This window comes from Streptomyces sp. Tue6028 (assembly GCF_002300165.1).
GTDB lineage: Bacteria > Actinomycetota > Actinomycetes > Streptomycetales > Streptomycetaceae > Streptomyces > Streptomyces siamensis.
Genome location: NZ_MLCE01000023.1, coordinates 257897 through 280746 on the forward strand (window position 1 = coordinate 257897; position 22850 = coordinate 280746).

At 70.4% G+C, this 22850-nt stretch carries 20 protein-coding genes; 6 read left to right on the forward strand and 14 right to left on the reverse strand.

Features of this window, described 5'->3' with window-relative positions; all coding sequences use genetic code 11:
- The first annotated feature begins 111 nt into the window (after window positions 1-111).
- Complete coding sequence (locus BKI49_RS23110; RefSeq protein WP_095936171.1) at window positions 112-1668, forward strand: ABC transporter substrate-binding protein; 1557 nt, start codon at window positions 112-114, stop codon at window positions 1666-1668.
- A 142-nt stretch (window positions 1669-1810) separates the two neighbouring features.
- Here BKI49_RS23110 and BKI49_RS23115 read toward each other — a convergent pair whose 3' ends face one another.
- The 3 genes from BKI49_RS23115 to BKI49_RS23125 form a co-directional block, all read right to left on the reverse strand.
- Window positions 1811-3955: a sulfatase-like hydrolase/transferase gene (locus BKI49_RS23115; RefSeq protein WP_107469409.1), complete on the reverse strand. Its 2145-nt coding sequence runs from the start codon at window positions 3953-3955 to the stop codon at window positions 1811-1813.
- Window positions 3956-4132: 177 nt separating this feature from the next.
- Window positions 4133-5584 (reverse strand): sensor histidine kinase, encoded by a 1452-nt coding sequence (locus BKI49_RS23120; protein ID WP_095936172.1) that lies wholly within the window; start codon window positions 5582-5584, stop codon window positions 4133-4135.
- Window positions 5584-6273, reverse strand: a complete 690-nt coding sequence (locus tag BKI49_RS23125) for a response regulator transcription factor (RefSeq protein ID WP_095936173.1) — start codon at window positions 6271-6273, stop codon at window positions 5584-5586. The genes BKI49_RS23120 and BKI49_RS23125 overlap by 1 nt, the downstream gene beginning before the upstream one ends.
- A 175-nt stretch (window positions 6274-6448) precedes the next feature.
- Between BKI49_RS23125 and BKI49_RS23130 the strand changes: the two genes are divergently transcribed.
- Window positions 6449-8860 (forward strand): MMPL family transporter, encoded by a 2412-nt coding sequence (locus tag BKI49_RS23130; RefSeq protein ID WP_095936174.1) that lies wholly within the window; start codon window positions 6449-6451, stop codon window positions 8858-8860.
- A gap of 68 nt (window positions 8861-8928) precedes the next feature.
- Here BKI49_RS23130 and BKI49_RS23135 read toward each other — a convergent pair whose 3' ends face one another.
- From BKI49_RS23135 to BKI49_RS23150, 4 genes are all read right to left on the reverse strand, one after another.
- Window positions 8929-9693, reverse strand: a complete 765-nt coding sequence (locus BKI49_RS23135) for a TetR/AcrR family transcriptional regulator (RefSeq protein ID WP_095936175.1) — start codon at window positions 9691-9693, stop codon at window positions 8929-8931.
- A gap of 10 nt (window positions 9694-9703) precedes the next feature.
- On the reverse strand, window positions 9704-10273 hold the full coding sequence (locus BKI49_RS23140) for a thiol-disulfide oxidoreductase DCC family protein (RefSeq protein ID WP_095936318.1): 570 nt from the start codon (window positions 10271-10273) through the stop codon (window positions 9704-9706).
- 5 nt (window positions 10274-10278) lie between these two features.
- A complete protein-coding gene (locus BKI49_RS23145; protein ID WP_095936176.1) occupies window positions 10279-10686 on the reverse strand; it encodes a hypothetical protein in 408 nt (135 codons plus the stop codon).
- A 125-nt stretch (window positions 10687-10811) separates the two neighbouring features.
- Window positions 10812-11228, reverse strand: a complete 417-nt coding sequence (locus tag BKI49_RS23150) for a VOC family protein (protein WP_095936177.1) — start codon at window positions 11226-11228, stop codon at window positions 10812-10814.
- A 127-nt stretch (window positions 11229-11355) separates the two neighbouring features.
- Here BKI49_RS23150 and BKI49_RS23155 point away from each other — a divergent pair, with 127 nt between their 5' ends.
- The 3 genes from BKI49_RS23155 to BKI49_RS23165 all read left to right on the forward strand — a co-directional run bounded on the left by BKI49_RS23155 (window position 11356) and on the right by BKI49_RS23165 (window position 15255).
- Window positions 11356-11748 carry a hypothetical protein gene (locus tag BKI49_RS23155; protein ID WP_095936178.1) on the forward strand — a complete coding sequence of 131 codons (393 nt, stop codon included), beginning with the start codon at window positions 11356-11358 and terminating at the stop codon, window positions 11746-11748.
- 2 nt (window positions 11749-11750) lie between these two features.
- Window positions 11751-14219 carry a DUF4132 domain-containing protein gene (locus BKI49_RS23160; RefSeq protein WP_095936179.1) on the forward strand — a complete coding sequence of 823 codons (2469 nt, stop codon included), beginning with the start codon at window positions 11751-11753 and terminating at the stop codon, window positions 14217-14219.
- 229 nt (window positions 14220-14448) lie between these two features.
- Window positions 14449-15255, forward strand: a complete 807-nt coding sequence (locus BKI49_RS23165; RefSeq protein WP_257004918.1) for a hypothetical protein — start codon at window positions 14449-14451, stop codon at window positions 15253-15255.
- A 3-nt stretch (window positions 15256-15258) separates the two neighbouring features.
- Here BKI49_RS23165 and BKI49_RS23170 read toward each other — a convergent pair whose 3' ends face one another.
- The 7 genes from BKI49_RS23170 to BKI49_RS23200 all read right to left on the reverse strand — a co-directional run bounded on the left by BKI49_RS23170 (window position 15259) and on the right by BKI49_RS23200 (window position 20514).
- Complete coding sequence (locus BKI49_RS23170) at window positions 15259-15573, reverse strand: hypothetical protein (protein WP_095936180.1); 315 nt, start codon at window positions 15571-15573, stop codon at window positions 15259-15261.
- Window positions 15563-16168 (reverse strand): hypothetical protein, encoded by a 606-nt coding sequence (locus tag BKI49_RS23175; protein ID WP_143658500.1) that lies wholly within the window; start codon window positions 16166-16168, stop codon window positions 15563-15565. Before BKI49_RS23175 ends, BKI49_RS23170 begins: the two co-directional genes overlap by 11 nt.
- A 169-nt stretch (window positions 16169-16337) precedes the next feature.
- Window positions 16338-17099 carry a succinate dehydrogenase iron-sulfur subunit gene (locus tag BKI49_RS23180; RefSeq protein WP_095936182.1) on the reverse strand — a complete coding sequence of 254 codons (762 nt, stop codon included), beginning with the start codon at window positions 17097-17099 and terminating at the stop codon, window positions 16338-16340.
- Window positions 17099-18853: a succinate dehydrogenase flavoprotein subunit gene (gene sdhA, locus BKI49_RS23185; RefSeq protein ID WP_095936183.1), complete on the reverse strand. Its 1755-nt coding sequence runs from the start codon at window positions 18851-18853 to the stop codon at window positions 17099-17101. Before sdhA ends, BKI49_RS23180 begins: the two co-directional genes overlap by 1 nt.
- Window positions 18854-18876: 23 nt before the next feature.
- The gene (locus tag BKI49_RS23190; RefSeq protein ID WP_095936184.1) at window positions 18877-19368 is read right to left on the reverse strand and encodes a succinate dehydrogenase hydrophobic membrane anchor subunit; all 492 of its coding nucleotides are present in this window, start codon (window positions 19366-19368) and stop codon (window positions 18877-18879) included.
- Window positions 19369-19373: 5 nt separating this feature from the next.
- Entirely contained in the window at window positions 19374-19754 is a 381-nt protein-coding gene (gene sdhC / locus BKI49_RS23195; protein ID WP_078629246.1) for a succinate dehydrogenase, cytochrome b556 subunit, read from the reverse strand.
- Window positions 19755-19902: 148 nt separating this feature from the next.
- Window positions 19903-20514: a 2-oxo-4-hydroxy-4-carboxy-5-ureidoimidazoline decarboxylase gene (locus tag BKI49_RS23200; RefSeq protein ID WP_095936185.1), complete on the reverse strand. Its 612-nt coding sequence runs from the start codon at window positions 20512-20514 to the stop codon at window positions 19903-19905.
- 694 nt (window positions 20515-21208) lie between these two features.
- Between BKI49_RS23200 and BKI49_RS23205 the strand changes: the two genes are divergently transcribed.
- Window positions 21209-22780 carry a beta-N-acetylhexosaminidase gene (locus tag BKI49_RS23205; RefSeq protein ID WP_373557581.1) on the forward strand — a complete coding sequence of 524 codons (1572 nt, stop codon included), beginning with the start codon at window positions 21209-21211 and terminating at the stop codon, window positions 22778-22780.
- Window positions 22781-22850: the final 70 nt, after the last annotated feature.

Below are 22850 nucleotides of genomic sequence, written 5' to 3' on the forward strand. Positions count from 1 at the left end.
GGATCCGCCCGGTCCAGGTTTCACAAAGCCCCTCCCTCGGCCGAAACACCTGTGGTTAGGTGATCCGCGTCACTAGGGGAGTGACTCGCGGTGGGCCTGGGGAGGGCACCGATGCGATCTGTTCGCATGCGGATTCTGGCGACGCTGCTCGTACTGGCGGGCGTGAGTGTGGGCGCCTGGCAGCTGTTGCCGGCGCAGGACGACGACGACCGGACCATCACGGTCGGGACGACGGACGCCGTCACCTCGCTCGACCCGGCCGGCGGCTATGACGCCGGCTCCTGGGCGCTGTTCAGCAACGTCTTCCAGTCGCTGCTGACGTTCGAGCCGGGCGGAGCGGCCCCCGTCCCGGACGCGGCGAGGACCTGCGGCTTCGTGGGCACCGGCCTGCGGACGTACCGCTGCACGCTGCGCGACGACCTGACCTTCCCGAGCGGGCGCAAGGCGACCGCCGAGGACGTCAAGTACTCCTTCGAGCGGGTCAAGCGCATCAACTCCGAGGTGGGCCCCGCCTCGCTCTTCGCCACCCTCGGCACGGTGGACGCGAGCGGACGGACCGTCACCTTCCATCTGTCGTCGCCCGACGCCACGTTCCCGTTCAAGGTGGCGACCGCCGCCGGTTCGATCGTCGACCGCGACCGCTACCCGAAGCGCACACTGCGCACCGACACCGGCGCCGACGGCACCGGACCCTACGTCCTGAAGACGTATACGAAGAACGAGCGTGCCGTGCTCCGTCCCAACCCCCGCTACAAGGGCGCCGTCGGCGAGACCGGCAGGCCCGTCGTGCTGCGCTACTACCGCACCTCGCAGGCGCTGGCGGACGGCTGGAAGGCGAAGAAGTTCGACGTGGCGGCCCGCCAGCTGCCCCCCGACCTGCTCGCCCGCCTCTCGCCGAGCGATCCCGGGCAGCGCGTCGCGGAGGTCGACAGCGCCGAGACCCGCAACCTCGTCCTCGACGTGCGGGCGGGCTCGCCGCTGCACGACCGGCGGGTGCGGCAGGCCATTGCCGCGGTCATCAACCGCGAGGAGCTGGTCAGCCGGACGTACAAGGGCACGACAGACGCGCTGTACGGGCTGATCCCGGCGGGCATCACCGGGCACTCGACGTCGTTCTTCGACGCCTACCCCGAGCCGGACCGCAAGAAGGCGCGGGAGCTGCTGGAGGAGGCCGGGGTCGAGCTGCCCGTGCGCTTCACCTACGGGTACGGCCGCGGCCGGGGCGCGGCCGGGCCGGAGGCCGCCGAGCTCAAGCGGCAGCTGGAGGCGAGCGGGCTGTTCCGGGTGACCACCCGGGGCTACGAGTGGGCCGACTTCCAGAAGCGGTACGCGGAGGGGAAGCTGGACGCCTGGGCGGTCGGCTGGGTCGCCGACTACCCCGACCCGGACACCTTCGGAGCCCAGCTCGTCGGCACCGGCAACAGCATGAAGAACGGCTACAGCAGCAAGGCCGTCGACCAGCTGATCCTGGACACGCAGCAGGCCGCGGACCGCGGCCGCACGACGAGCGACTTCCGGCGGCTGCAGGACGTGGTGGCCGAGGACGTCCCGCTGATTCCGCTGTGGCAGCGCAAGGAGTACGTCCTCAGCAGCGAGGACGTCGGGGGCGGCCAGTACCTGTCGGACGGGACCGGCGTGTTCCGGCTCTGGCGGCTGGGCTGGATCTGACCGCGCACGGGACACCGCGGGACCGCCCCGCGCCCTGTGTCACGGTGAGCCCGTCCCGCCTCCGACGACACGGCGGCCCGCCCGGGGTGTCCTCGGGCGGGCCGGCCGGCAGGGTGAGCGGCTGTGAGGTCTGTCGGGGCCGTCAGGGGGAGGGCGTTGACCCGTAGGCCGTCAGGAAGCGGTCCCGGAACGAGCTCATCTTCCACACCGGGGCGTCGTGTTCGGGCTGCAGCCCGTCCGACCAGCCCCAGTCGGCGATCCTGTCGAGGACCTTCGGGTCCTTGGCGACGATCGCGCAGGGGACGTCACGGCTGGCGTGGTTGCCGCTGACCCGGGCGATGGGCTGGTGGTCGCCGAGGAAGACCAGCACGGTGTTCTTGTCGCCGTACTTCACCAGGTAGTCGATGAGGCTGGTCACCGAGTACTGGATGGACTTCCCGTACTCCTGCTTCGACTTGGTGGAGTCGGTGATGATGTCCGAGGGCTTCTTGCCCGCCTTCTCGATGGCGTCGTAGACCGAGCCGTCGCCGACCTGGTCCTGCGGGACCGTCTTCGGGATCGGTGCCCACGGCTGGTGGCTGGAGGTCAGGATGATCTCCGACATCAGCGGCTTGTCGTGCTTCTTTCCGTGCACCAGGCGCTCGAACGCGGTCAGGGCGTACTGGTCGGGCATGGTCGACCAGCTGAACTTCGGTCCCTTGTAGCCGAGTTCACGGGAGTCGTAGACCTTGTCGAGGCCGTAGAACTTGGCTTCCGGCCAGGCCTTCTGGATGCCCGGCATGATGCCGACCGTGTCCCAGGCGCCCGTCTTGCGGAAGGCCTTGGTGAGGGTGAGGTGCTCGCCCGCGGTGACGGTGCGGTAGCGCTGCTGGTTGTTGATCCACAGGCCCGAGAGGAAGGTCGAGTGGCCCAGCCAGCTGCTTCCGCCGTACGTCGCCGAGGTGAGCCAGCCGCTCTTCGCCGCGAACCCGGCCTTGCGGAGCTTGTCGTTCTCGGCGGTCAGCGTCGCGTCGACGCCGGGTGCGATGACCGGATCCTCGATGGCGCTGCGGCCGTAGCTCTCGATGAACGTGATCATCATGTCCTTGCCGCGCAGCCCGGTCAGCAGCTGGTCCGGCGGGGTGTCGGCGAAGTCGTCCTTCTTGGCGATCCGGGCGAACGCCGCCTCGTCCCGCAGTGTGTCCCGCACGCGATGGGCACGGTCCTGGACGACCGCGGCCGTGTGGTCGGCGGCGATCGGTACGTCGGCGACCTGCACGCCGAGCGCCGCGCAGGTGATCCAGACGGTTCCCAGCACCAGTGTCGTCCGTGTCGAGGCGACGCTGTGCCGGGCCAGGAGGTTGGCGAGCCGGACCACCGCCAGCGCGGTCAGGGCGAGCACGGCGACCACCAGCGCCACGACGGCGACGACGATGGCGAGCGCGCCCCTGCCGCCCATCGTGTCCCGCAGATACGCCTCCGCGTCGCCGAACAGGCTCCAGTCGAGGACGACGTTGAAGCCCCGGCCCAGGTACTCGTTGAAGCCGATGTCGAGGAGGTTCAGGACCGTCAGCGCGCCCAGGCCGAGCCCGGCGAGCGCGGCCACGACGATCCGCGGGGTGCGCGGCAGGACGATCAGCACGGCGGCGCCGAAGATCGCCTCCGCCGGGAGGCGGGTGAACTCGGCGGGCCGGAAGTTGTCCACCTTGCTCGGCATCAGCAGCGCGAACAGCACGAGCGCGGCGGCCAGGAACGTCAGGGTCCACGCCAGGATGCGGGCCGCGACGGGGTGCTTCTGCCGCCAGCCGCGCCCGCGCCGCAACCGCCATCGGGAGCGGACGGGCGCCGGCGAACCGTCGGAGGCCTCGTCGTCCCCAGGGGCGAGAGCGGGGGCGGCCTCGGCCGCGTCGCTGTCACCAGGGGTGGCGTCGGCCGCGTCGCTGTCGTCGGGGGCGGCTTCGGCCGCGTCGCTGTCACCAGGGGTGGCGTCCCCCGAGTCGCCTTCATCGGGAGCGGCGTCGACCGAGGCGCTGTCGTTGCCGGTGGCGTCCGCCGTGGCGGGGCCTTCCACCGGGGCGGCCGGAGGGGTGCCGTCGTCCTCGGACGCGACAGCGCTCCCGGTGGTCTCACCGTCTGCGTGCGTGGCGACGTCGCCGCCCTCGGACGCGGGGGCCCCGGCGGTGTCACCGTCCCCCGCCGCGGTGGTGACCCCGGTGGCGGTGTCCGCGGGCGGCTCCGGCGCCGGCCCCGCCTGCGGAGTCTCCTCGTCCGTGTGCGGCAGCTGTCGAGAACTCGTGTTGGACGACAACCCGGCGGTCCTTCCGTGCGAAGCCCGGTGATGGCGCGGCGGACCCGGCTGGAGACGTCAGGGCCGCCTTCACCTGTGTACGGCGTCGTGGCTGCCTGCGTTCAATCGTCCCGGTCAGCTTCTTCCCAAGTCCGTTCTAGCAGGTCACCGCGTCGGCGGCGGGAGTACGCGGGGCCGTCACCGCACCGGCAGGGTCACCGTCACCGCCAGCCCCCGGCCCGGTGCCGTCCGCACCGCCACCTCACCACCGTGCGCCGTCACCACACCCTGCACGATGGCCATGCCGAGCCCGCTGCCCGCCCCGCCCCCGGTCCGGAAGAACCGGTCGAAGATGCGGGCGGCGTCCTCCTCATCGAGCCCCGGTCCCTCGTCCGCGACGCACAGACGGACCACCCCGTCCTCGCGCTCCACACCGAGCCGCACGGGCACGTCGACGGGCGTGTGGGTGCGTACGTTCCCCACGAGGTTGCCGAGCACCTGCCGCAGCCCCGACTCGTCGGCGTGCACGAGCAGCGTTCCGTCCGCGCCCACGGTCACCGGCCGCTCCGGCTGCTGGGCCCGCAGGTCCTCGGCGGCGTCCCGCACCAGCCGGCTCAGATCGATGTTCCGGAACCGCAGTTCGGGGCGCTGGTCGAGGCGGGCCAGGGTCAGCAACTCGTCCACCAGCCGTCCCATGCGGTCGACTTCGGCGTTCATCCGGTCCCAGGCCCTGCGGCGCTCGACCGGATCCGTCAGCATCCCCTTGTCGTACAGCTGGAGGTAGCCGCGGATGGCGGCCAGCGGGGTGCGCAGCTCGTGCGAGGCGTCCCCGACGAAGCGGCGCAGCTGGGCCGCGCTGCGCTCGCGCGTCCGGTACGCCGATTCCACCTGCTGGAGCATCGAGTTGAGGGCGATCCGCAGCTGCTCGACCTCCTGTGTCGGATGGTGGCTGGAGGGCACGCGCCGGGTGAGGTCTCCCTCGGCGATCGCCGACGAGGTCTCCACCATGTCCTCCAGCGGCCGCATCCGGCGGCTGACACCGATCATCGTGAGCACCGCGAGGAGCGCCAGCAGGAGGGTGCCGACGGTCAGATCGAGCCGGAGCGCCTTCGCTATGCCTTTGTGCAGGCCTTCCGTCGACGTGGCGAGCAGGACGTACGTGCCGTCGGTGAGGCGGGCGGCGGTCGCCCGGTAGGCGTCCCCGCGCACGGTCACGTCGTGCGGTTCCCCGGCACGGGCGAGCGCGCCGGGGTCGCCCACTGCGTCGGCGAAGGCCTTCTGGGTGTCGGTCGGTTCGAAGCCGCCGAGGGAGACCGCCCTGCCCTTCCCGTCGACCCAGGCGAAGACCGAGTCCGGTTTCGGGGACTGCTCGGTCGCGGGGACGAGCCGGTCGCGGATGAAGGCGAGGGTGCTCAGCGAGTCGATCTCCCGCATGCTGAGCCGGGCGCTGCTCAGCGACTTCCGCGTCTGGTCGAGCTCCGCGTCGACCTGGTCGAGCAGATAGTGCCGCATGCCCATGAGGCTCACGGCGGTCGTCACGACGATGCCGAGGGCCAGCAGGGCCACGTTCGCGAGGGTCAGCTTGCCGCGCAGGGAGCGCAGACCGTGCCGGCAGCGGGGGAGCGGGATGTAGGGCGGGAGCCGGATCATCAGGCGAGTCCGTAGCCGACGCCCCGCCGGGTCTGGATCAGCGGCGGGCCCAGCGGTTCGAGCTTGCGCCGCAGGTAGCTGATGTAGGTCTCCACGACGGTGGACTCGGCGGAGTGCTCGTACTGCCATACGTGGCGCAGGAGTTGCTCCTTGGGGACGATCCGCCCGCCGTTGCGGACGAGGAAGCGCAGCAGGGCGTACTCGGTGGGGGTGAGTTCGACCGTGCGGCCCGAGCGGTGGACGCGGTACGTCGTCTCGTCCAGCTCCAGGTCGCCGTAGCGCAGCGGCGGACGCTGCGGCAGGACGTCGTCGGAGCGGGTGCGGCGCAGGACGGCGGTGATCCGGGCGACGACCTCGTCGATGTTGAACGGCTTGGTGATGTAGTCGTCGCCGAAGCCGAGCGCGCCCACGATCTCGGCGGGGGCGTCCCGCGCGGTGAGGAACACGATCGCCAGGTCCGGTCGCCGTCCGCGCAGTTCACGGCCGAGCGCCCGGCCGTCGCCGTCCGGCAGCATCACGTCGAGCAGGGCCGCGTCGGGCCGGGTGCGTTCGGCGAGCGCGAGCGCCTCACGGACGGTGCCGGCGGTCATCACCTCGAAGCGGTGGTAGCGCAGGGCGATGGCGAGGACGTCCGCGATGCTCGGCTCGTCCTCGACGACGAGGACGGTGGCTCCCTCGTGAGCGGTCATGCCCCCAGTATCCGTACGCCCGTCGTCCCGCGGGGCGGCTCCCGCTTTGGAGTTCCTTGAGAGTCATGGGCGTGTCGTGTCCCCGCGCGCGCCGCGACACGGAGGGTGGGTGCAGGACCTGGGGGACCGACGGACCGATTCGACCGACGAACAAGGAGCGTTGAGCGTGACGGCATTGGCACGGTGGTGCTATCGGCACCGGCTGGTGGTCCTGTTGTTGTGGCTGGGGGGACTGTTCGGACTGGGCTTCGCGGCGTCCACCGCGGGCACGGACTACGCGAATGTCTTCTCCCTTCCGAACACGGACTCCAAGCGCGCGTACGACCTGATGGAGAAGGCCTTCCCGGACAGCGCGGGAGACACCGACACGGTGGTGTGGAAGGTCGACGAGGGGACGGTCCGGGACCAGGACGTCCGGTCCCGTATCCAGCCCGCACTGGACGACATCGGCAGGATGAAGGGAGTCGGAGGGGTCGCGGGGCCGTACTCCGGCGCGCAGGGCGCGGCGCAGATCAGCTCGGACGGGAAGATCGCCTACGCGCAGATCACCTTCGCCGAGCAGGCCAACGCCGTACCGAAGGAGCTCGTGCAGGATGTCCTCGACACCGCACAGGGAGCCGAACGCGGAGGTCTTCAGGTCGAGTTGGGTGGGCAGGCGATCCAGCGGGTGCAGGAGCCGCCCACCGGGCTCGCCGAGATGATCGGCATCCTGGCCGCGGCCGTCGTGCTGTTCCTCGCGTTCGGCTCGCTGTTCGCGATGCTCCTGCCGATCGGCGTCGCGATCTTCGGCGTCGGCACCGGCCTGTTCTCCACCCAGCTGATCAGCCACGTCACCGACGTGCCCGACCTCGCCCCGCTGCTCGCCACCCTGATCGGGCTCGGTGTCGGCATCGATTACGCGCTGTTCATCGTCACCCGGCACCGGCGCGGCATCCTGCGCGGCGCGGACCCGGAGGAGTCCGCGGTCACCGCCCTCAACACCTCGGGGCGGGCCGTGCTGTTCGCGGGCGGCACCGTGTGCATCGCACTCGCCGGGATGCTCGTCACCAATCTCCGCTTCCTGGACGGTGTCGTCATCGGCACCTCGCTCACCGTCGTCTTCAGCGTGCTCGCCGCGGTCACCCTGCTGCCCGCGCTCCTCGGCGTGCTCGGCACCCGGGTGCTCAGCCGCCGTCAGCGGCGCAAACTCGCCGCGACGGGGCCCGAGCCGGAGCGCACGAGCGGCGCGGCGGCCCGCTGGTCGCAGACCGTGCAGCGGCGCCCCCGCACGATCGCCGTCCTGGCCGTGGCCATCATGGCCGTGCTCGCGCTGCCGGTCCTCGGCCTGCGGCTCGGCGCCACCGACCAGGGCAACGACGACGCGTCGACGACGACCCGGAAGGCGTACGACCTGCTCGCCGAGGGCTTCGGCCCCGGCTTCAACGGCCCCTTGCAGGTGGTGGCGTCCAGCGGGGACACGGACACGCTGGTCAAGGACATCCGGGCGACCGACGGGGTCGCCAGGGCCGCCGCGCTGCCTCCCGCGAACGGCGTGACGGTCATCCAGGTGGTGCCCAGGTCCTCGCCGCAGTCGGAGCGGACCGACGAGCTCATCGACACGCTGCGGGACCGGGTGATCCCGGAGGCGGGGGCCCAGGCCCATGTGGGCGGGGTGACGGCCGTCTCCAAGGACTTCGCGACCATCACCGGCGACCGGCTGCCGTACTTCGTGGCCACGATCATCGGCCTCGGCTTCCTGCTCCTGCTGGTCGCCTTCCGCTCCCTCGTGGTGCCGCTGACGGCGGCGCTGATGAACCTGATCGCGGCCGCCGCGTCCTTCGGCGTCCTGGTGGCGATCTTCCAGTGGGGCTGGGGGCTGGAGCTGCTCGGCCTCGGCAAGGAGGGGCCGATCAACGCCTTCCTGCCGGTCATCATGCTGTCGCTGCTCTTCGGCCTGTCCATGGACTACCAGGTGTTCCTGGTGAGCCGGATGCACGAGGAGTGGGTGCATACGAAGGACAACGCGCGCGCCGTGCGCGTCGGCCTCGCGGAGACCAGCCGCGTCATCAACTCCGCCGCCCTGATCATGGTCTGTGTGTTCCTGGCCTTCGTGCTGAGCGGCGACTCGGGCGCGGCGATGGCGGGGGTGGGCCTGGCCGCGGCCGTCGCCCTCGACGCCTTCATCCTGCGTACGGCGCTGGTGCCGGCGGCGATGCATCTGCTCGGCAACGCCAACTGGTGGCTGCCCGCGGGGCTGGACAAGCGGCTGCCGCACCTGGCGGTGGAGCCGGCGGAGGAACTGCCCGAGCCCACCGCCTCCGTGGCGGCGGGCAGCGCGTCGGTGGTGCACGGCTTCGTCCGCGACGCGGAGGGTGCGGCGGTCGACGGCGCGGTCCTCACACTGCTGTCCAAGGGCGGACGCCAGCTGGACCGGGTGACGTCACTGGCGGACGGTTCGTACATCGTCTCGGTACCGGCCCCGGGTACGTATCTGCTCTCGGCGACCGCTCCGTCGTACGGGGCGCGGGCGCACCACGTGGTGGTGTCCGACGAACCGCTCGTGCACGACGTGGAACTGCTGCAGGGGGAGGTGGACGCGGTCAACTGAACGGCCGCGGTACCTGACGGCGACCGGGCCCGTGCCCGTGCCCCCTGCTGCGGGCACGGGCCCGGTCGCTAGCCCTTCTTCTTCGGCTTCGACGGGTCGGGCAGCGCCTTGGTCATGCCGGGCAGGAAGTCCGTGAACAGCTCGTGCACCTCGAGGACGAGCGGCCGCAGGACGCGGAAGCGGGCCAGGGAGACTCCGCGCGCGGTGAGGCGGGCGCCCCGCTCGGCGAGCCGGTAGCTGCGCTCACGTCCTTCCGTGCGGTCGAACACCCAGTACAGGACGAGTCCCATCTGGGAGAGCCACAGCAACTCGGGCAGCACGTCCCGCAGTTCCTCCGGCACCTTCGTCTTCGCCCCGGCGAGCACTTCCCGGTGGACGCTGATGGCCTCCACGCGCGCGTGCTCCGACTCCGGGGAGAAGGGGCTGAGCGGGCTGTCCGGGTCGGCCGCGTTCTTGAAGAACTGCACCGCGAACTCGTGGTACGGGGTCGCGATGTCCAGCCAGGCCTTCAGCACGCCGCCGATCCGGGCCTCCAGGTCCTTCTCGCGGTCCAGCACCTCCCGCACCGCCACCTGGTGCTCGGCCGCGATCCGGTCGTAGAAGCCCTGGATCAGGTGTTCCTTGCCGTCGAAGTAGTAGTACGCGTTCCCGACGGAGACCCCGGCCTCCTTCGCGATGGCCCGCATGGTCGTCTTGTCGTAGCCCCGCTCCTGGAACAGGCGCATCGCCGTCTCCAGGATCAGGGCGCGGGTCTGCTCGCTCTTCGCGGGGCTCTTGGCGGACCCCTTCTCAGGGCTCTCGTCGGGACCGGGGCGGTCTGTTGGTGCTGGCACGGGGACGAGCCTAACGAGTGGGCCCCGTGGAGCAGGCCCCGCTGTCGCAGGCGGGCGGCTCGTACCTCCACCCCGAGCCCGGGTCGTAACGCCATCCGTCGCCCCAGTGGTAGGCGCCGCCGCCCCACTGGCCGCGGTCGGGGGAGCCGGTCCACTGCCCGTTGTCGGGGGAGCCGGCCCACTGACCGTTCGCGTGGGCCCCGCGCCACTTCGCGGCGGCGAGGACCGCACCCTTCGCCAGCCGGGAGCCGGCCGGTGTGCTCAGCCGGTGCGCGAGCGGCCGGTGCTCGCGCAGCGCCCAGAGGGTCACGATCCAGGCGGCGGGTCCCTTGTAGACCTGTCCGCCGTCCCCGACGACGGTGATCTCGCCGAGGGTCGCCGCGTGATCGAGTTCCGGGAAGCGCTGCCGGGCCTCGTCCGACGCCGCCGGGACGAACCGGAGGGGGACCAGGCAGGGCTGGCGCGCCAGCCAGTCGCGGAGGAAGCCGCACAGCGGGCACTGCGCGTCGTAGAGGACGGTGAGCCCGAGGACCGGGACGCGCGCGGCGTCCCGGTCCCCGGTGGCGGCGGCGCCGGCCATCGGGGTCACGCCCCGGCCGTCGGCGCGACCCAGCCGGTGGGCGCGACGGGCGGCAGCTGCTCCCGCTCCATCACGCCGCGGCGCCGGATCTTGTTCAGCACGTAGACGTTGCCCAGGTGCATGACCCCGAGGACGAGCAGGACGACGCCGAGCTTGGTCGAGAGGGCCTCGAAGACCTCCCGGGCGTTGCCGATCGTCTCGTCCTGGTTCAGGTAGAGCGCGACGAAGCCCAGGTTGACCAGGTAGAAGCCGACCACCAGCAGATGGTTGACGGCGTCGGCGAGCTTCTCGTTGCCGTGCAGCACGTCGGCCAGGAAGATCCGTCCGTTGCGGCTCAGGGTGCGTGCCACCCAGACGGTCAGCGCGATGCTGACCAGCAGGTAGATGACGTACGCGACGACTGTGAGGTCCATGTCCCCACCCCTTCTTGAACGCGTTCAAAACGCTGTCGGGAATGAATGTAGACCTCCTTTTGAACATGTTCAAGTCGAGAGGTGGGTGTGCGGTCCACATGTGCGGGGACTCCCGTGCGCCACCGCTACGTCCGTGCGGCGCGGGCCAGTTCGGGCCGCTTGTTGTAGTCCGTGAGGCCCACGACATTGCCCCAGGGGTCGGCGATCTCGACGGTCCATCCGGTGGCGACGGGGAAGGGGGCGTCCAGCGGTCGGATCCCCGCCGCGGCGAGAGCGCTCGCCGCGGCGCGGGCGTCCCGGACCTCCAGCCACACCCGCGGCACGGCCCAGGGCGGCGGCCGGTGGCTCAGCCCCTCGTCCAGCCGCAGCAGCACGCCCGGCGTCTCGCCGCCCACCTTCAACGCGGCGATCCCGGCCTCGTCGAGCCGGAACGCCACCGGGAACCCGGCCAGCTCGTAGAAGCGGACCGCCTCGTCGAGGTTCCCGACGGGCAGCAGTACGTTGTCGATTCCGAGCAGTTCGTATGACACGTCATCTGACATGTCCTCAGGTTAGGGATCTCGGCCGGCCGCAGAGCAGAGCCGACCGTGGGCCCGGCCCGCGATCACCCATTGGGATGAGGGACTTCCGGCCCGTCCGTTGTCAGTGGCGTCTCGTACGGTCTTCGGCATGGGAATGGTGACGTTCGTCGACGAGACGACGAGTGGGGGCCGGAGCGCCGGCTGGGGGGTCGAGATCGCCGAGGAGCGGCTCGCGGTGCGCGAGCTGATCCGGCGCAGGGTCTTCCAGGAGGTCGCCGAGTACAACGCGCGTGCGACGGGGGTGTTCCAGGGACTGGTGCAGCCCGAGGACACCGAGCGCGTGCTGAACGGATACGCGTTGCGCACGCCCCGGCGGATAGACCCGCAGGCCCAGACGGACCTGGCCCTCGCGGCCTTCGCGGGGAACGGCTTCCTGGTGCTCGTCGGGGACCGGCAGCTGACCGACCTCGACGAGGAGGTCGACCTCGTCCTCGGCACCGAGGTCACCTTCCTGAAGCTCGTCGCACTGGTGGGGGGCTGACCATGACCGGCACGCGGTCCTACGAACAGCGCATCCGCAACCGGATCGCCGAGGACAACATGGGCAAGGTCGCCGACCTGGCCCTCAAGGCCGCCCTGGAGAACAAGGGCTACTGGGGCGGCGGCTGGGCGACGATGCTCGACCTGTTGCGCGAACTGCCCGTCGAGCGGCGGACGGTCCTCGCCGACGCCCTGGTGGCGCGCTACCACTCGGTCGGGGAGGAGTCCGTCGCCAAGAGCAACGCGATGACGCTGATCGGCATCCTCGCCAGAGACCTCCCCGGCGACCGGCTCGCCCCCGAACGTCTCAAGCAGCTCGACGAACTCGGCCGGCAGCACTCCTTCTGGTACGCGGCACGGCTCGACGTCCTGGCCGAGGCGGAGCTGGCCGCCGGACGCCCCCTCGCCCCTGCCGTCGTCGCGGTCTTCCGCCGCACCGCCATGGACGCGTACCGCTCCCACGACCTGGGCGAGCTGGCGAAGAAGCTCACCGAACCGGTCCTCAACGTCGGGGAGGAGTGGGCCGAGACGGCCATCGAACACCTCTCCGGGCCCGACGACCCCTGGCACGCACTGCTCACCCACGCCGTCTCCGCCACCGCCTCCAAGCCCAGCGCCACATGGGACAGGCGGGCCGCCGCGCTCATCGACGCCCTCGGCCCGGACCGCGTCCGCGACACCGCGCTGCCCTGGCTCGCCCTCGTCGGCCGCCCCCGGACCCTCCCGCTGGAGCGAAAGTCGTGGGAGGCGGACATCAACAACGCGTACGACCCCTGGAACGCGAACGCGCTGCGCGGCCTCGCCTGGCTGCTCTCCCTCCTGCCCGCCCACCCCGACACCGCCAGGGCGCTCGGCACGCTCGTCGAGACCTCCCTGAAGAAGGTCGCCGGACTCGGCCCGCGCAATCCGAAGGTCGCCAACGCCGGGGTCGTCGCCCTCGCACGCATCGACAGCGAGGCCGCGCTCGCCGAACTCGCCCGGCTCGCCACCCGGGTGACGTACAAGAACACGGCGAAGCTGCTCGACGGCGCCCTGGAGGCGCGGGCCGCGGCCCTCGGGTTGAGCCGGGAGGAGATCGAGGAACTGGCCGTCCCGGCGTACGGCCTCGACGAGGTCGGCAGGGCCGTGCACCGTTTCGGCGAGGCCACCGCGACGCTCGACGTCCTCGGCTCCCGGGCGGTGCTGAGCTGGCGCAACGCGGCGGGCAAGTCCGTGAAGGCGGTGCCCGCGACAGTGCGGCGCGACCACGCCGAGGAGCTCAAGGAGCTGAAGGCGGCGGTCAAGGACATCGACAGGATGCTGTCGGCGCAAGCGGAGCGTCTGGACCGGCAGTTCCTCGCCCGGCGCACCTGGGCGTACGGCCCGTGGCGCGAGCGCTACCTCGACCATCCTCTGGTGGGCACGCTCGCCCGCCGTCTCCTGTGGACCGTCGACGGCACGCCCGCCGGGTTCGCGGACGGCGAGCTGCGCACCCTCGCCGACGAGTCCGTGACCGAAGGCTCCGAAGTCGAACTCTGGCACCCCGTCGGCCGCGAGCCCGCCGAGGTCGTCGCCTGGCGGGACTGGCTGGAGCGGCACGAGATCACCCAGCCCTTCAAGCAGGCCCACCGCGAGGTGTACCTGCTCACGGACGCCGAGCGCACCACGGGCACCTACTCGAACCGTTTCGCGGCGCACATCCTGCGCCAGCACCAGTTCAACTCCCTCGCCGCGATCAGGGGCTGGCGCAACAAGCTCCGTCTGTGCGTCGACGACGAGGCGCCGCCCGCCTCACGCGACCTGCCCCAGTGGGGCCTGCGCGCCGAGTACTGGATCGAGGGCGACGGCGAGGAGTACGGCGAGGACACCACCGAGTCGGGCAGCTATCTGCGCCTGCGCACCGACCAGGTCCGCTTCTATCCGATCGACGCCCCGGAGAACTCGGCGCACTGCTGCGGCGGCGAGTACCGCATGTGGCTGCGGGACGGGCAGGAGCCGGTGGAACCCGTCCCGCTCACCGACATCCCGCCCCTCGTCCTGTCCGAAGTCCTGCGCGACGTCGACCTGTTCGTCGGCGTCGGGAGCGTCGGGAACGACCCGACCTGGCAGGACGGCGGCCCCGGAGGACGCTTCCGCGAGTACTGGACGACGTACGGCTTCGGCGAGCTGAACCAGAGCGCCGAGACCCGCCGCGCCCTCCTGGACCGTCTGGTCCCGCGCCTGGCGATAGCCGACCGCTGCACCCTGGAGGGCCGCTTCCTGCACGTCCGGGGCGAACGCCACACGTACAAGATCCACCTGGGCTCGGGCAACATCCTCATGACCCCGAACGACCAGTACCTGTGTATCGTCCCCAAGTCCGCCCCGGGAGCCCCCCAGACCGGCTACCTCCCCTTCGAGGGCGACCGCATGCTGGGCGTGATCCTCAGCAAGGCGATCCTCCTGGCCGACGACACGGGGATCACGGATCCTTCGATCCTGAGTCAGTTGTGACCGCCGGAGGCCGGCGTCCTCGGCAGGGAAGCCGGCCTTCCGGGAGGCCGAGGAGAGGTGTGAGCCGTAGAGCCCCATACTGAAGAGCGCTGAGGGGAGTATGGGGAGGGCGGGCTTCGTGCGTCGGCTGCTGGCGGTGCAGTTCGCACCGTGCGCCTTGTTCGTGGCCGGTGTCGTCGCCCTCGTGCGTGCGCGCAGTTTCCATGGGCGTAGTGATTGGCACGGGGTCGTGCCGGAGCGTCCCGAAGAGGTTCTCGGCCTTGTTGCCGGAATCGTCCTCGGTGCGGCACTGCTCGGTCTGTTGCTGCGGCCGTTCCAGGTCCGGGCGGTCCGCGTGCTGGAGGGGTACTGGGACCGCTGGCCACTCACGGCGCCGCTCGCGGGCATTCTCGTACGGATGCAGCGGCGACGCCGGAGGGTGCTGAGAGCGCGGGTGGACGCTACGCCGCGCGGCGACTCGGGTCGGCGGGTACAGGCCGACGCGTATCGCCGTCTTGCCGCCTGGCCACCTCCCGAAGCCCTGTTGCCCACCGCGCTGGGAAACGCTCTGCGCGCGGGAGAACTGAGTGCCGGAGAACGGTACGGGCTGACGACGCTGAGTTCGTGGCCGCGCATCTATCTTCAGGTCTCGGACCGCATGGCTGCCGTACTGAGCTCCACCCGGGACGCTCTCGACAGTGCGGTCAACCTGTGCTGGTCGTTCCTGGCGCTCACCGGGGCGGGTGCGACGGCGATGTACGACGAGCCGTCCCACTGGTGGCTGTGCGGAGCGGGTCTGGTCCTGGTGGCGGTCGCCTACAAGGGGGCGGTGACCGCCGCGCAGGCGTACGCGGGTCTGATGCATGCCGCGTACGACCTGCACCGCTTCGATCTGCTGGAAGCGCTCCACTACCCGCTGCCCACGCGGGAGGACGAGGAGGACGTCTTCGCCGGGATCTCGGCCCTCTTCGCCGGTGCGGAGCGACCCGACATCCCCTACTCGCACCAGGTGGAGCGGGACGGGGACGCGCGGGACGGGGACGGCGAACCCTTGTGAGGTCTACAGGAGACCGAGGAGTTCCTTGAGCGCGCTGACTCTGGCTGTGATCTGTTCTCGAGTGGGCGGTCCGTCCAGCCCGGGACCGGGGAGTATGTCGGCCGGACAGCGCTTGCCCTCGACGAGACCGTGCTGAAAGAAGGCGCGATCCCTTCGGAGGAATTCGATGACTGCGGCCTTGTCGCCTTTCTCCAGCAGCCCCCTCCAACGGCTCGGCGCACGGTAGGGATAGACGTCCACCGGGTCGGGGCGTTTTCCGCAGAGCGGACACTGGATCAACTGCACCGGCAAGCCGGGAAGAGCCACGTCATGCATCATGCTGGTCCACCTCCTTCAGCGACCGATGAGCTCTGATGGTCCTGTACCGCAGAAGCCAATGGCGCCAGCGCAGATAGGTGTTGAGTATCCAGGCCGTCTCCCCGACCGCGAACGCCGAGACAAATGCCGTTGCGAACCAGCGCCATACCGCAAGGTCGTTGTGGCCGCGGGGGACGAGGACGAACGCGACGCCGAAAGCGAGGAAGACGGTTCCCGCGTTGTATGCCATTCCCGCGTGTTCGAGCTTCTCCCTCCCCTTCTGGTAGTCCGTTGCCTGCTTCCCCACGGCGTCGGGGCTTGGTTGCCCCTGGGCGCTCCAGTTCTTGAGGTCCTCGTACGAATAGATCCATTGGCGTGCGTGATAGCCGAGTTGGATGCTCAACAGCAGCGCGATGACGGCCGCGACGAGGAGCAGCAACGCGGGTCCTGCGAAACGGATCTTTTCCGCGTCCGCGCAGACGACTCCGATCAGCGAGAGTGAACCGGCGGCGAGGAGCGGCGATGCGATGAAAAGCGCTGTCTCGGAAGCTCTCACCAGTCCCAGCGGTACTGGATAGGCGACTGGTTCGTAGTCAGAAGTCACTTCGGTATTCATGGACCCCCTCCCGTACCACCGGCCCCCGCGAAGGTCCGGTCGCCGAATTGGCAGTGTGACAGAGACCTGTCATCCGGGAAATACGGCCGACCACGTAGAAGAAGGCCCCGTCTCCAGGCGTATGCCGGATGGAGACGGGGCCTTCGATTCAGTTGTGACGCAAGGGAATTCAGAAGCGCCGAGTGATCAGCGCCCTCTTCACTTCCTGGATCGCCTTGGTGACCTCGATGCCGCGCGGGCAGGCGTCCGTGCAGTTGAACGTCGTGCGGCAACGCCACACGCCGTCCTTGTCGTTGAGGATCTCCAGGCGCTGCTCGCCCGCCTCGTCGCGCGAGTCGAAGATGAAGCGGTGGGCGTTCACGATGGCGGCCGGACCGAAGTACTGGCCGTCGTTCCAGAACACCGGGCACGAGGACGTGCACGCCGCGCACAGGATGCACTTGGTCGTGTCGTCGAAGCGCTCGCGGTCCTCGGCGGTCTGGAAACGCTCACGCGTCGGCTCGTTCGTGTCCTTCGTGATGAGGAAGGGCATGACGTCGCGGTACGCCTGGAAGAACGGCTCCATGTCGACGACCAGGTCCTTGAGGACCGTCAGGCCCTTGATGGGCTCGACCGTGATCGGCTTCTCGGGGTTGATGTCCTTGATCAGCGTCTTGCAGGCAAGGCGGTTCTTGCCGTTGATCCGCATGGCGTCCGAGCCGCAGATGCCGTGCGCGCAGGAGCGACGGAAGGTCAGCGTGCCGTCGACGTCCCACTTGATCTTGTGCAGACCGTCGAGGACGCGCTCCTTCGGGTCGATCTCCAGCTGGAAGTCTTCCCAGACCGCCTCCGCCGAGATCTCCGGGTTGAAGCGGCGGATCCGGAAGGTGACGGTGATGTAGGGAGAGGCGGCGGACTCCGCCTCGACCTTGTCCAGAACAGGGGTAGCCATCAGTACTTACGCTCCATCGGCTGGTAGCGGGTCTGGACGACCGGCTTGTAGTCGAGACGGATGGACTCGGTGCCGTCGTCGCCGACCTCGCGGTACGCCATGGTGTGGCGCATGAAGTTGACGTCGTCGCGGTTCGGGTAGTCCTCGCGGTAGTGACCGCCGCGGGACTCCTTGCGGGCGAGGGCGGACACGGCCATGACCTCGGCCAGGTCGAGCAGGTTGCCCAGCTCGATGGCCTCCAGCAGGTCGGTGTTGAACCGCCTGCCCTTGTCCTGGATCGAGACGTTCCTGTACCGCTCGCGCAGCTCGGCGATCTTCTCGACCGCCGTCTTGATCGTCTGCTCGGTGCGGAACACCATCACGTTGGCGTCCATGCACTCCTGGAGCTCCCGGCGGATCTCCGCGACCCGCTCGGTGCCCGTGGAGGCACGCAGCTGCTCGACCTGCGCGACGACCTGCTCGGCCGGGTCCTCCGGCAGCTCGACGTAGTCGGCCTTCGCCGAGTACTCGGCGGCGGCGATGCCGGCGCGGCGCCCGAACACGTTGATGTCCAGGAGCGAGTTGGTGCCGAGGCGGTTGGCGCCGTGCACGGAGACGCAGGCGACCTCGCCGGCCGCGTACAGACCCGGGACGACGGTGGTGTTGTCCGACAGGACCTCACCCTCGACGTTAGTCGGGATGCCGCCCATCGCGTAGTGCGCGGTGGGCTGGATCGGGATCGGGTCCGTGTAGGGCTCGATGCCGAGGTAGGTGCGCGCGAACTCCGTGATGTCGGGCAGCTTGGCGTCCAGCTGCTCCGGCGGGAGGTGCGTGAGGTCGAGGTAGACGTGGTCGCCCTCGGGACCGCAGCCGCGGCCCTCGCGGATCTCCGTGTAGATGGAGCGGGAGACGACGTCACGGGACGCGAGGTCCTTCATGACCGGCGCGTACTTCTCCATGAAGCGCTCGCCGTCCTTGTTGCGGAGGATGCCGCCCTCACCGCGGGCGCCCTCCGTCAGCAGGATGCCCATGCGCCAGATGCCGGTCGGGTGGAACTGGAAGAACTCCATGTCCTCCAGCGGCAGCCCGCGGCGGTAGACGGCGGCCTGGCCGTCACCGGTCAGCGTGTGCGCGTTGGAGGTCACCTTGAAGAACTTGCCGGTGCCGCCGGACGCGTAGATCACGGCCTTCGCCTGGAAGATGTGGATCTCGCCGGTCGCGAGCTCGTAGGCGACGACGCCGGCCGAGTGCTTGACCCCGTCGATCTCGGTGATCAGCTGGTCGAGGACGTAGAACTCGTTGAAGAACTCCACGCCCTCCTTCACGCAGTTCTGGTACAGCGTCTGGAGGATCATGTGACCGGTGCGGTCGGCCGCGTAGCAGGAGCGGCGGACCGGGGCCTCGCCGTGGTTGCGGCTGTGGCCGCCGAAGCGGCGCTGGTCGATCGTCCCGTCGGGCGTCCGGTTGAACGGCAGGCCCATCTTCTCCAGGTCGAGGACCGAGTCGATGGCCTCCTTCGCCAGGATCTCGGCGGCGTCCTGGTCGACCAGGTAGTCACCACCCTTGACCGTGTCGAAGGTGTGCCACTCCCAGTTGTCCTCCTCCACGTTGGCGAGCGCGGCGGCCATGCCGCCCTGCGCGGCGCCCGTGTGGGAGCGGGTCGGGTAGAGCTTCGTCAGCACGGCGGTGCGGCTGCGCTTCGTCGCCTCGATGGCGGCGCGCATGCCGGCGCCACCGGCGCCGACGATGACGGTGTCGTACTTGTGGATCTTCATGAGTGGTTGCCTCAGCCCCGTGCCTAGCGGATGTTCGGGTCGAAGGTGAAGATCACCAGCGTGCCCAGCAGGATCGTGAACACCGTGGCGGTGTACAGCAGGCCCTTCAGCCAAAGGCGCGTGTTGGCGCGCTCCGCGTAGTCGTTGATGACGGTACGCAGGCCGTTGGCGCCGTGCAGCATGGCGAGCCACAGCATCGCGAGGTCCCAGACCTGCCACCACGGGTTGGCCCAGCGGCCGGCCACGAAGGCGAAGCCGACCTTGGAGACGCCGCCGTCGAGGACGAGCTGGATGAGCAGGTGGCCGATGACCAGGACGACCAGGACGATGCCGGACAGGCGCATGAACAGCCAGCCGTACATCTCGAAATTGCCGCGGGTCGACTTCGGGGTCTTCTTGGTGCGCTTGCGGGGGGCCTCGATGACCGGGGCAGGGTTGTCGACGCTGTACGCCGAGAACGCGCCCGCGCCCTCGACGGGGCCGATGCCGGAAGCGGCGGTGTCAGTAGTGGACATCTGCGTCAGCTCCCGAAGACTTCGCGGAATGCGTGACCGAGGACGGGGTAGAGCGCCCCGGCCATCAGCACGATCCAGATACCGACGACGGACCAGAGCATCTGCTTCTGGTAGCGCGGTCCCTTCGACCAGAAGTCGACGGCGATGACGCGCAGGCCGTTGAGCGCGTGGAAGAGGATGGCGGCGACGAGGCCGTACTCCAGCAGCGCGACGATCGGCGTCTTGTACGTGGACACGACCTTGTCGTAGTCCTCGGGGGAGACACGGACGAGAGCGGTGTCCAGCACGTGTACGAACAGGAAGAAGAAGATGAGGACGCCGGTGACTCGGTGAGCCACCCAGGACCACATTCCTTCCCGGCCGCGGTACAGCGTTCCAGCCGGCACGGAAGAACCCTCCGGGAGCGGGGATTGGGGCCGCGCCGGCTTCTGTGTCGGTCGGGCCCGGCCGGGTACGGTCCACCGGCCCCGGCCATCGTAGCGACGACTTGTCGGAACGCTTACAGCGGCCCCGCTGGTGTGATCAAACAGGCAATCAAACAGGCACGTACGGGCTATCCGGGTGGCCCGAATCCTTCGATTCCGCCGTTTCCGGATGAGATCCCGACGAATCGTCGAACGTACGTACAAGCCGGGAGATGCGTCCCCGGGCGAGTCGCCTGAGCTCCTCGGCCGTCAGGACGCGCTCCTCCTCGGGCTCGTTCGCCAGGCGGGCCCGGATTCCGGCCAGCACCTGGTCGAGGGCCTCCTCCGGCCCGAAGCCGTCCAGGCAGATGACGAACACGTGACCGAATCGGCTCTCGTACGCGGCGTGCGCGGCGCTCAGTGCGGTGTGCGCGGCGGAGTACGCGCCGTCCGGGAGCAGGGTGAGCGACTCGCCGGCCAGCGCCTCGGCGAGGTCGGCGGGGGTCAGGTCGTACGCCGCCTCGTCGGCCGCGGCGAGCAGCGCGCCCAGGTCCGGGTAGGGCCGGTGGTCGGCCAGGCGCTGGGCCCAGCGCAGGCTGCCGCAGCAGGCGAGCAGGGCACGGGTGACCACGTCGGCGGGCGCGGCGTTGAACCGTGCGAGGCGGCCCGGGGACGGTGCCGCGCTCTTCTGCTCGGGGAGGGCGACCTGGCCGGGGAGGCGTGGGTGACGGTGCGACGGCAGCGTAGGTCCTCGGCGGTGGGAGAGAAGGTCCGGGCCGTGACGTCGTGGGCGTCACGCGTGTTTCGGCAGGGGAAGGAGTGAAAGTTGTGCCACTCACGCTATCGAGGTGTGCTGGAAGCTGTCCGATGGATGCCCGAATTTCACCCGCACGGGAGAGTTTCGGAATGTGCGGTGGACGGATGATGCGGGCTCTGGGCTTAGGTTCGCTGTGCAGTGGACCTCGGTGGCGAAGTGAGGGCAGCGTGATGCGGAACGTTCGCAGGGGTATGTGGGGAGCGCCCGGAGGGCCGGAGGTCTCCTCGATACCTCCGCGGCCGCCGCGCCACGCCCGGCGTGATCCGACGGCCCCACAGTTCGTCCGAACGGCGCAAGCCGCACCATGGACCGCCCCGCGAGGACACGCGGCACCAGGGATCGACCGTGCGCCCCGAGCGGCTTCGCGGCTCGCCCCGCGAGCGCACGCGGCACCAGGGATCGACCGTGCGCCCCGAGCGGCTTCGCGGCTCGCCCCGCGAGCGCACGCGGCACCCGGGATCGCCCTGCGAGGGCACGCGGCGCCTGCGCCCGGCGGCTCCCGGTGCGCGCCGGACGCCGCCGGTCCCTGCCGAAGCGGGGGCGCGGGCACGGGAGGTGAGCTGTGACCGGCCGCAGGCGGCGGGCGCCGGAGCGGCGGGCCCGGCGCACGGGCGCCGTCGTGGGCGGCGCGGCCGTGGTCGTGGCGGGCGCCGTCGCCGCGGCCTTCGCGTTCTGGCCCGGAGGCGACGGGGAGCCGACAGGGGCCGGGACGTCGACGGCCGCCCGGTCGGGCACCTCGCCCGGCGCGCAGCCCTCGCCCACCCGGTCGTACCCCCTGTCGCAGGCGCCCCGGACCATTCCCGCCGTACGTGAGCACACCCCGGCCCGGGGGCCCGGATGGCGTCCCGCCTCCGGGGCCCGCGTGGTGGTGCACGACGACGCACTCGCCGACGAGGGACGGCTGATCGCGGGAGAGCTGAAGCTGACGTACGCGGGGCGGACCGCGGCCAAGGACGGCGACGTGGAGCTCGGCCTCGACCACGGCAGCGCGGGCCCCGAGTCGTACACCCTGACCGTCAAGAACCGCCGGGTCACCATCACGGCCCCCGCCGAGGCTGGAGTCTTCTACGGCACGCGCACCCTCAAGCAGGAGGTGCACGGCGGCGGCACCGCGCCGGAGGGGGTCGTGAACGACCGGCCCGCGAAGGAACAGCGCGGGTTCATGCTCGACATCGCCCGCAAGCACTTCACGGCCGACTGGATCGAGGACCGGGTCCGTGAGCTGGGCGACCTGAAGTTCAATCAGCTCGGCCTGCACTTCTCGGACGACCAGGGCTTCCGCATCGAGTCGGACACGCACCCCGAGATCGTCTCGAAGGAGCACCTCAGCAAGGCGGAGGTCCGCAGGATCATCGACCTCGCGGCGAGCCGGCACATCAATGTCGTCCCCGAGATCGACTCGCCGGGCCACCTGGGCGCGGTCATCGCCGCGCACCCCGACCTCCAGCTGCGCAACGTGTCGGGTGTCGCCACGCGGGGCGCCGTCGACATCTCCGACCCCGCCGCGGCGAACCTGGTCGACGACCTGCTCAACGAGTACGCGGACCTCTTCCCCGGCCCGTACTGGCACCTCGGCGGCGACGAGTACCAGGCGCTGACGGTGTCGAACCCGGCGGCGTCCTTCCCGCAGCTGGCCTCCGCCGCCCGCACCAAGTACGGGCCCGGCGCGAGCGTCGCCGATCTGGCGACCGGCTGGCTCAACGACCGGGCCGCCGTCGTCCACGGCCACGACCGGACGGCACGGGCGTGGAACGACGGGTTCTTCCGCGGCGGCCAGGTCAAGGCGGACGCCGATCTCCAGGTGGCGTACTGGACGGGCAAGGAGATCGGGGCCCGGCTGCCGGTCGAGTACCTGAGCGAAGGCCGCAAGGTCATCAACTACAACGACGAGTACCTCTACTACGTCCTCGGCGAGCCGCAGACCTTCGTGTACCCGACCGGGCAGCGCATCTACGAGCAGTGGACCCCGCTCGTCCTGCGCGGGTCGACGCCGGTGTCCGCGAAGTACGACTCCCAGATCCTCGGCGGGAGTTTCGCCGTCTGGTGCGACCGCTCGACCGCCCAGACGCAGGACCAGGTCGCCGCCGGCATCCGCATGCCGCTGCGCGCGACGGTCCAGAAGCTGTGGGACCCCCGGAAACCGGCGCTGTCCTGGGCCGACTTCAAGGCACTCGCGAACCGGCTGGGCTGAGCACGGGCCCCCGACGGGGTGGACGGCCGGGCACGGCGAACCGTATGTTCCGCATGCCGTGCGCGAGGTC

Coding starts and splice junctions, on each gene's coding strand:
- BKI49_RS23110 (WP_095936171.1), top strand. CDS start 112: ATGCGATCTGTTCGCATGCGGATTCTGGCGACGCTGCTCGTACTGGCG.
- BKI49_RS23125 (WP_095936173.1), bottom strand. CDS start 6,273: ATGACCGCTCACGAGGGAGCCACCGTCCTCGTCGTCGAGGACGAGCCG.
- BKI49_RS23155 (WP_095936178.1), top strand. CDS start 11,356: ATGGGAATGGTGACGTTCGTCGACGAGACGACGAGTGGGGGCCGGAGC.
- BKI49_RS23175 (WP_143658500.1), bottom strand. CDS start 16,168: ATGAATACCGAAGTGACTTCTGACTACGAACCAGTCGCCTATCCAGTA.
- BKI49_RS23180 (WP_095936182.1), bottom strand. CDS start 17,099: ATGGCTACCCCTGTTCTGGACAAGGTCGAGGCGGAGTCCGCCGCCTCT.
- BKI49_RS23160 (WP_095936179.1), top strand. CDS start 11,751: ATGACCGGCACGCGGTCCTACGAACAGCGCATCCGCAACCGGATCGCC.
- sdhA (WP_095936183.1), bottom strand. CDS start 18,853: ATGAAGATCCACAAGTACGACACCGTCATCGTCGGCGCCGGTGGCGCC.
- BKI49_RS23170 (WP_095936180.1), bottom strand. CDS start 15,573: ATGATGCATGACGTGGCTCTTCCCGGCTTGCCGGTGCAGTTGATCCAG.
- BKI49_RS23150 (WP_095936177.1), bottom strand. CDS start 11,228: ATGTCAGATGACGTGTCATACGAACTGCTCGGAATCGACAACGTACTG.
- BKI49_RS23120 (WP_095936172.1), bottom strand. CDS start 5,584: ATGATCCGGCTCCCGCCCTACATCCCGCTCCCCCGCTGCCGGCACGGT.
- BKI49_RS23190 (WP_095936184.1), bottom strand. CDS start 19,368: ATGTCCACTACTGACACCGCCGCTTCCGGCATCGGCCCCGTCGAGGGC.
- BKI49_RS23145 (WP_095936176.1), bottom strand. CDS start 10,686: ATGGACCTCACAGTCGTCGCGTACGTCATCTACCTGCTGGTCAGCATC.
- BKI49_RS23140 (WP_095936318.1), bottom strand. CDS start 10,273: ATGGCCGGCGCCGCCGCCACCGGGGACCGGGACGCCGCGCGCGTCCCG.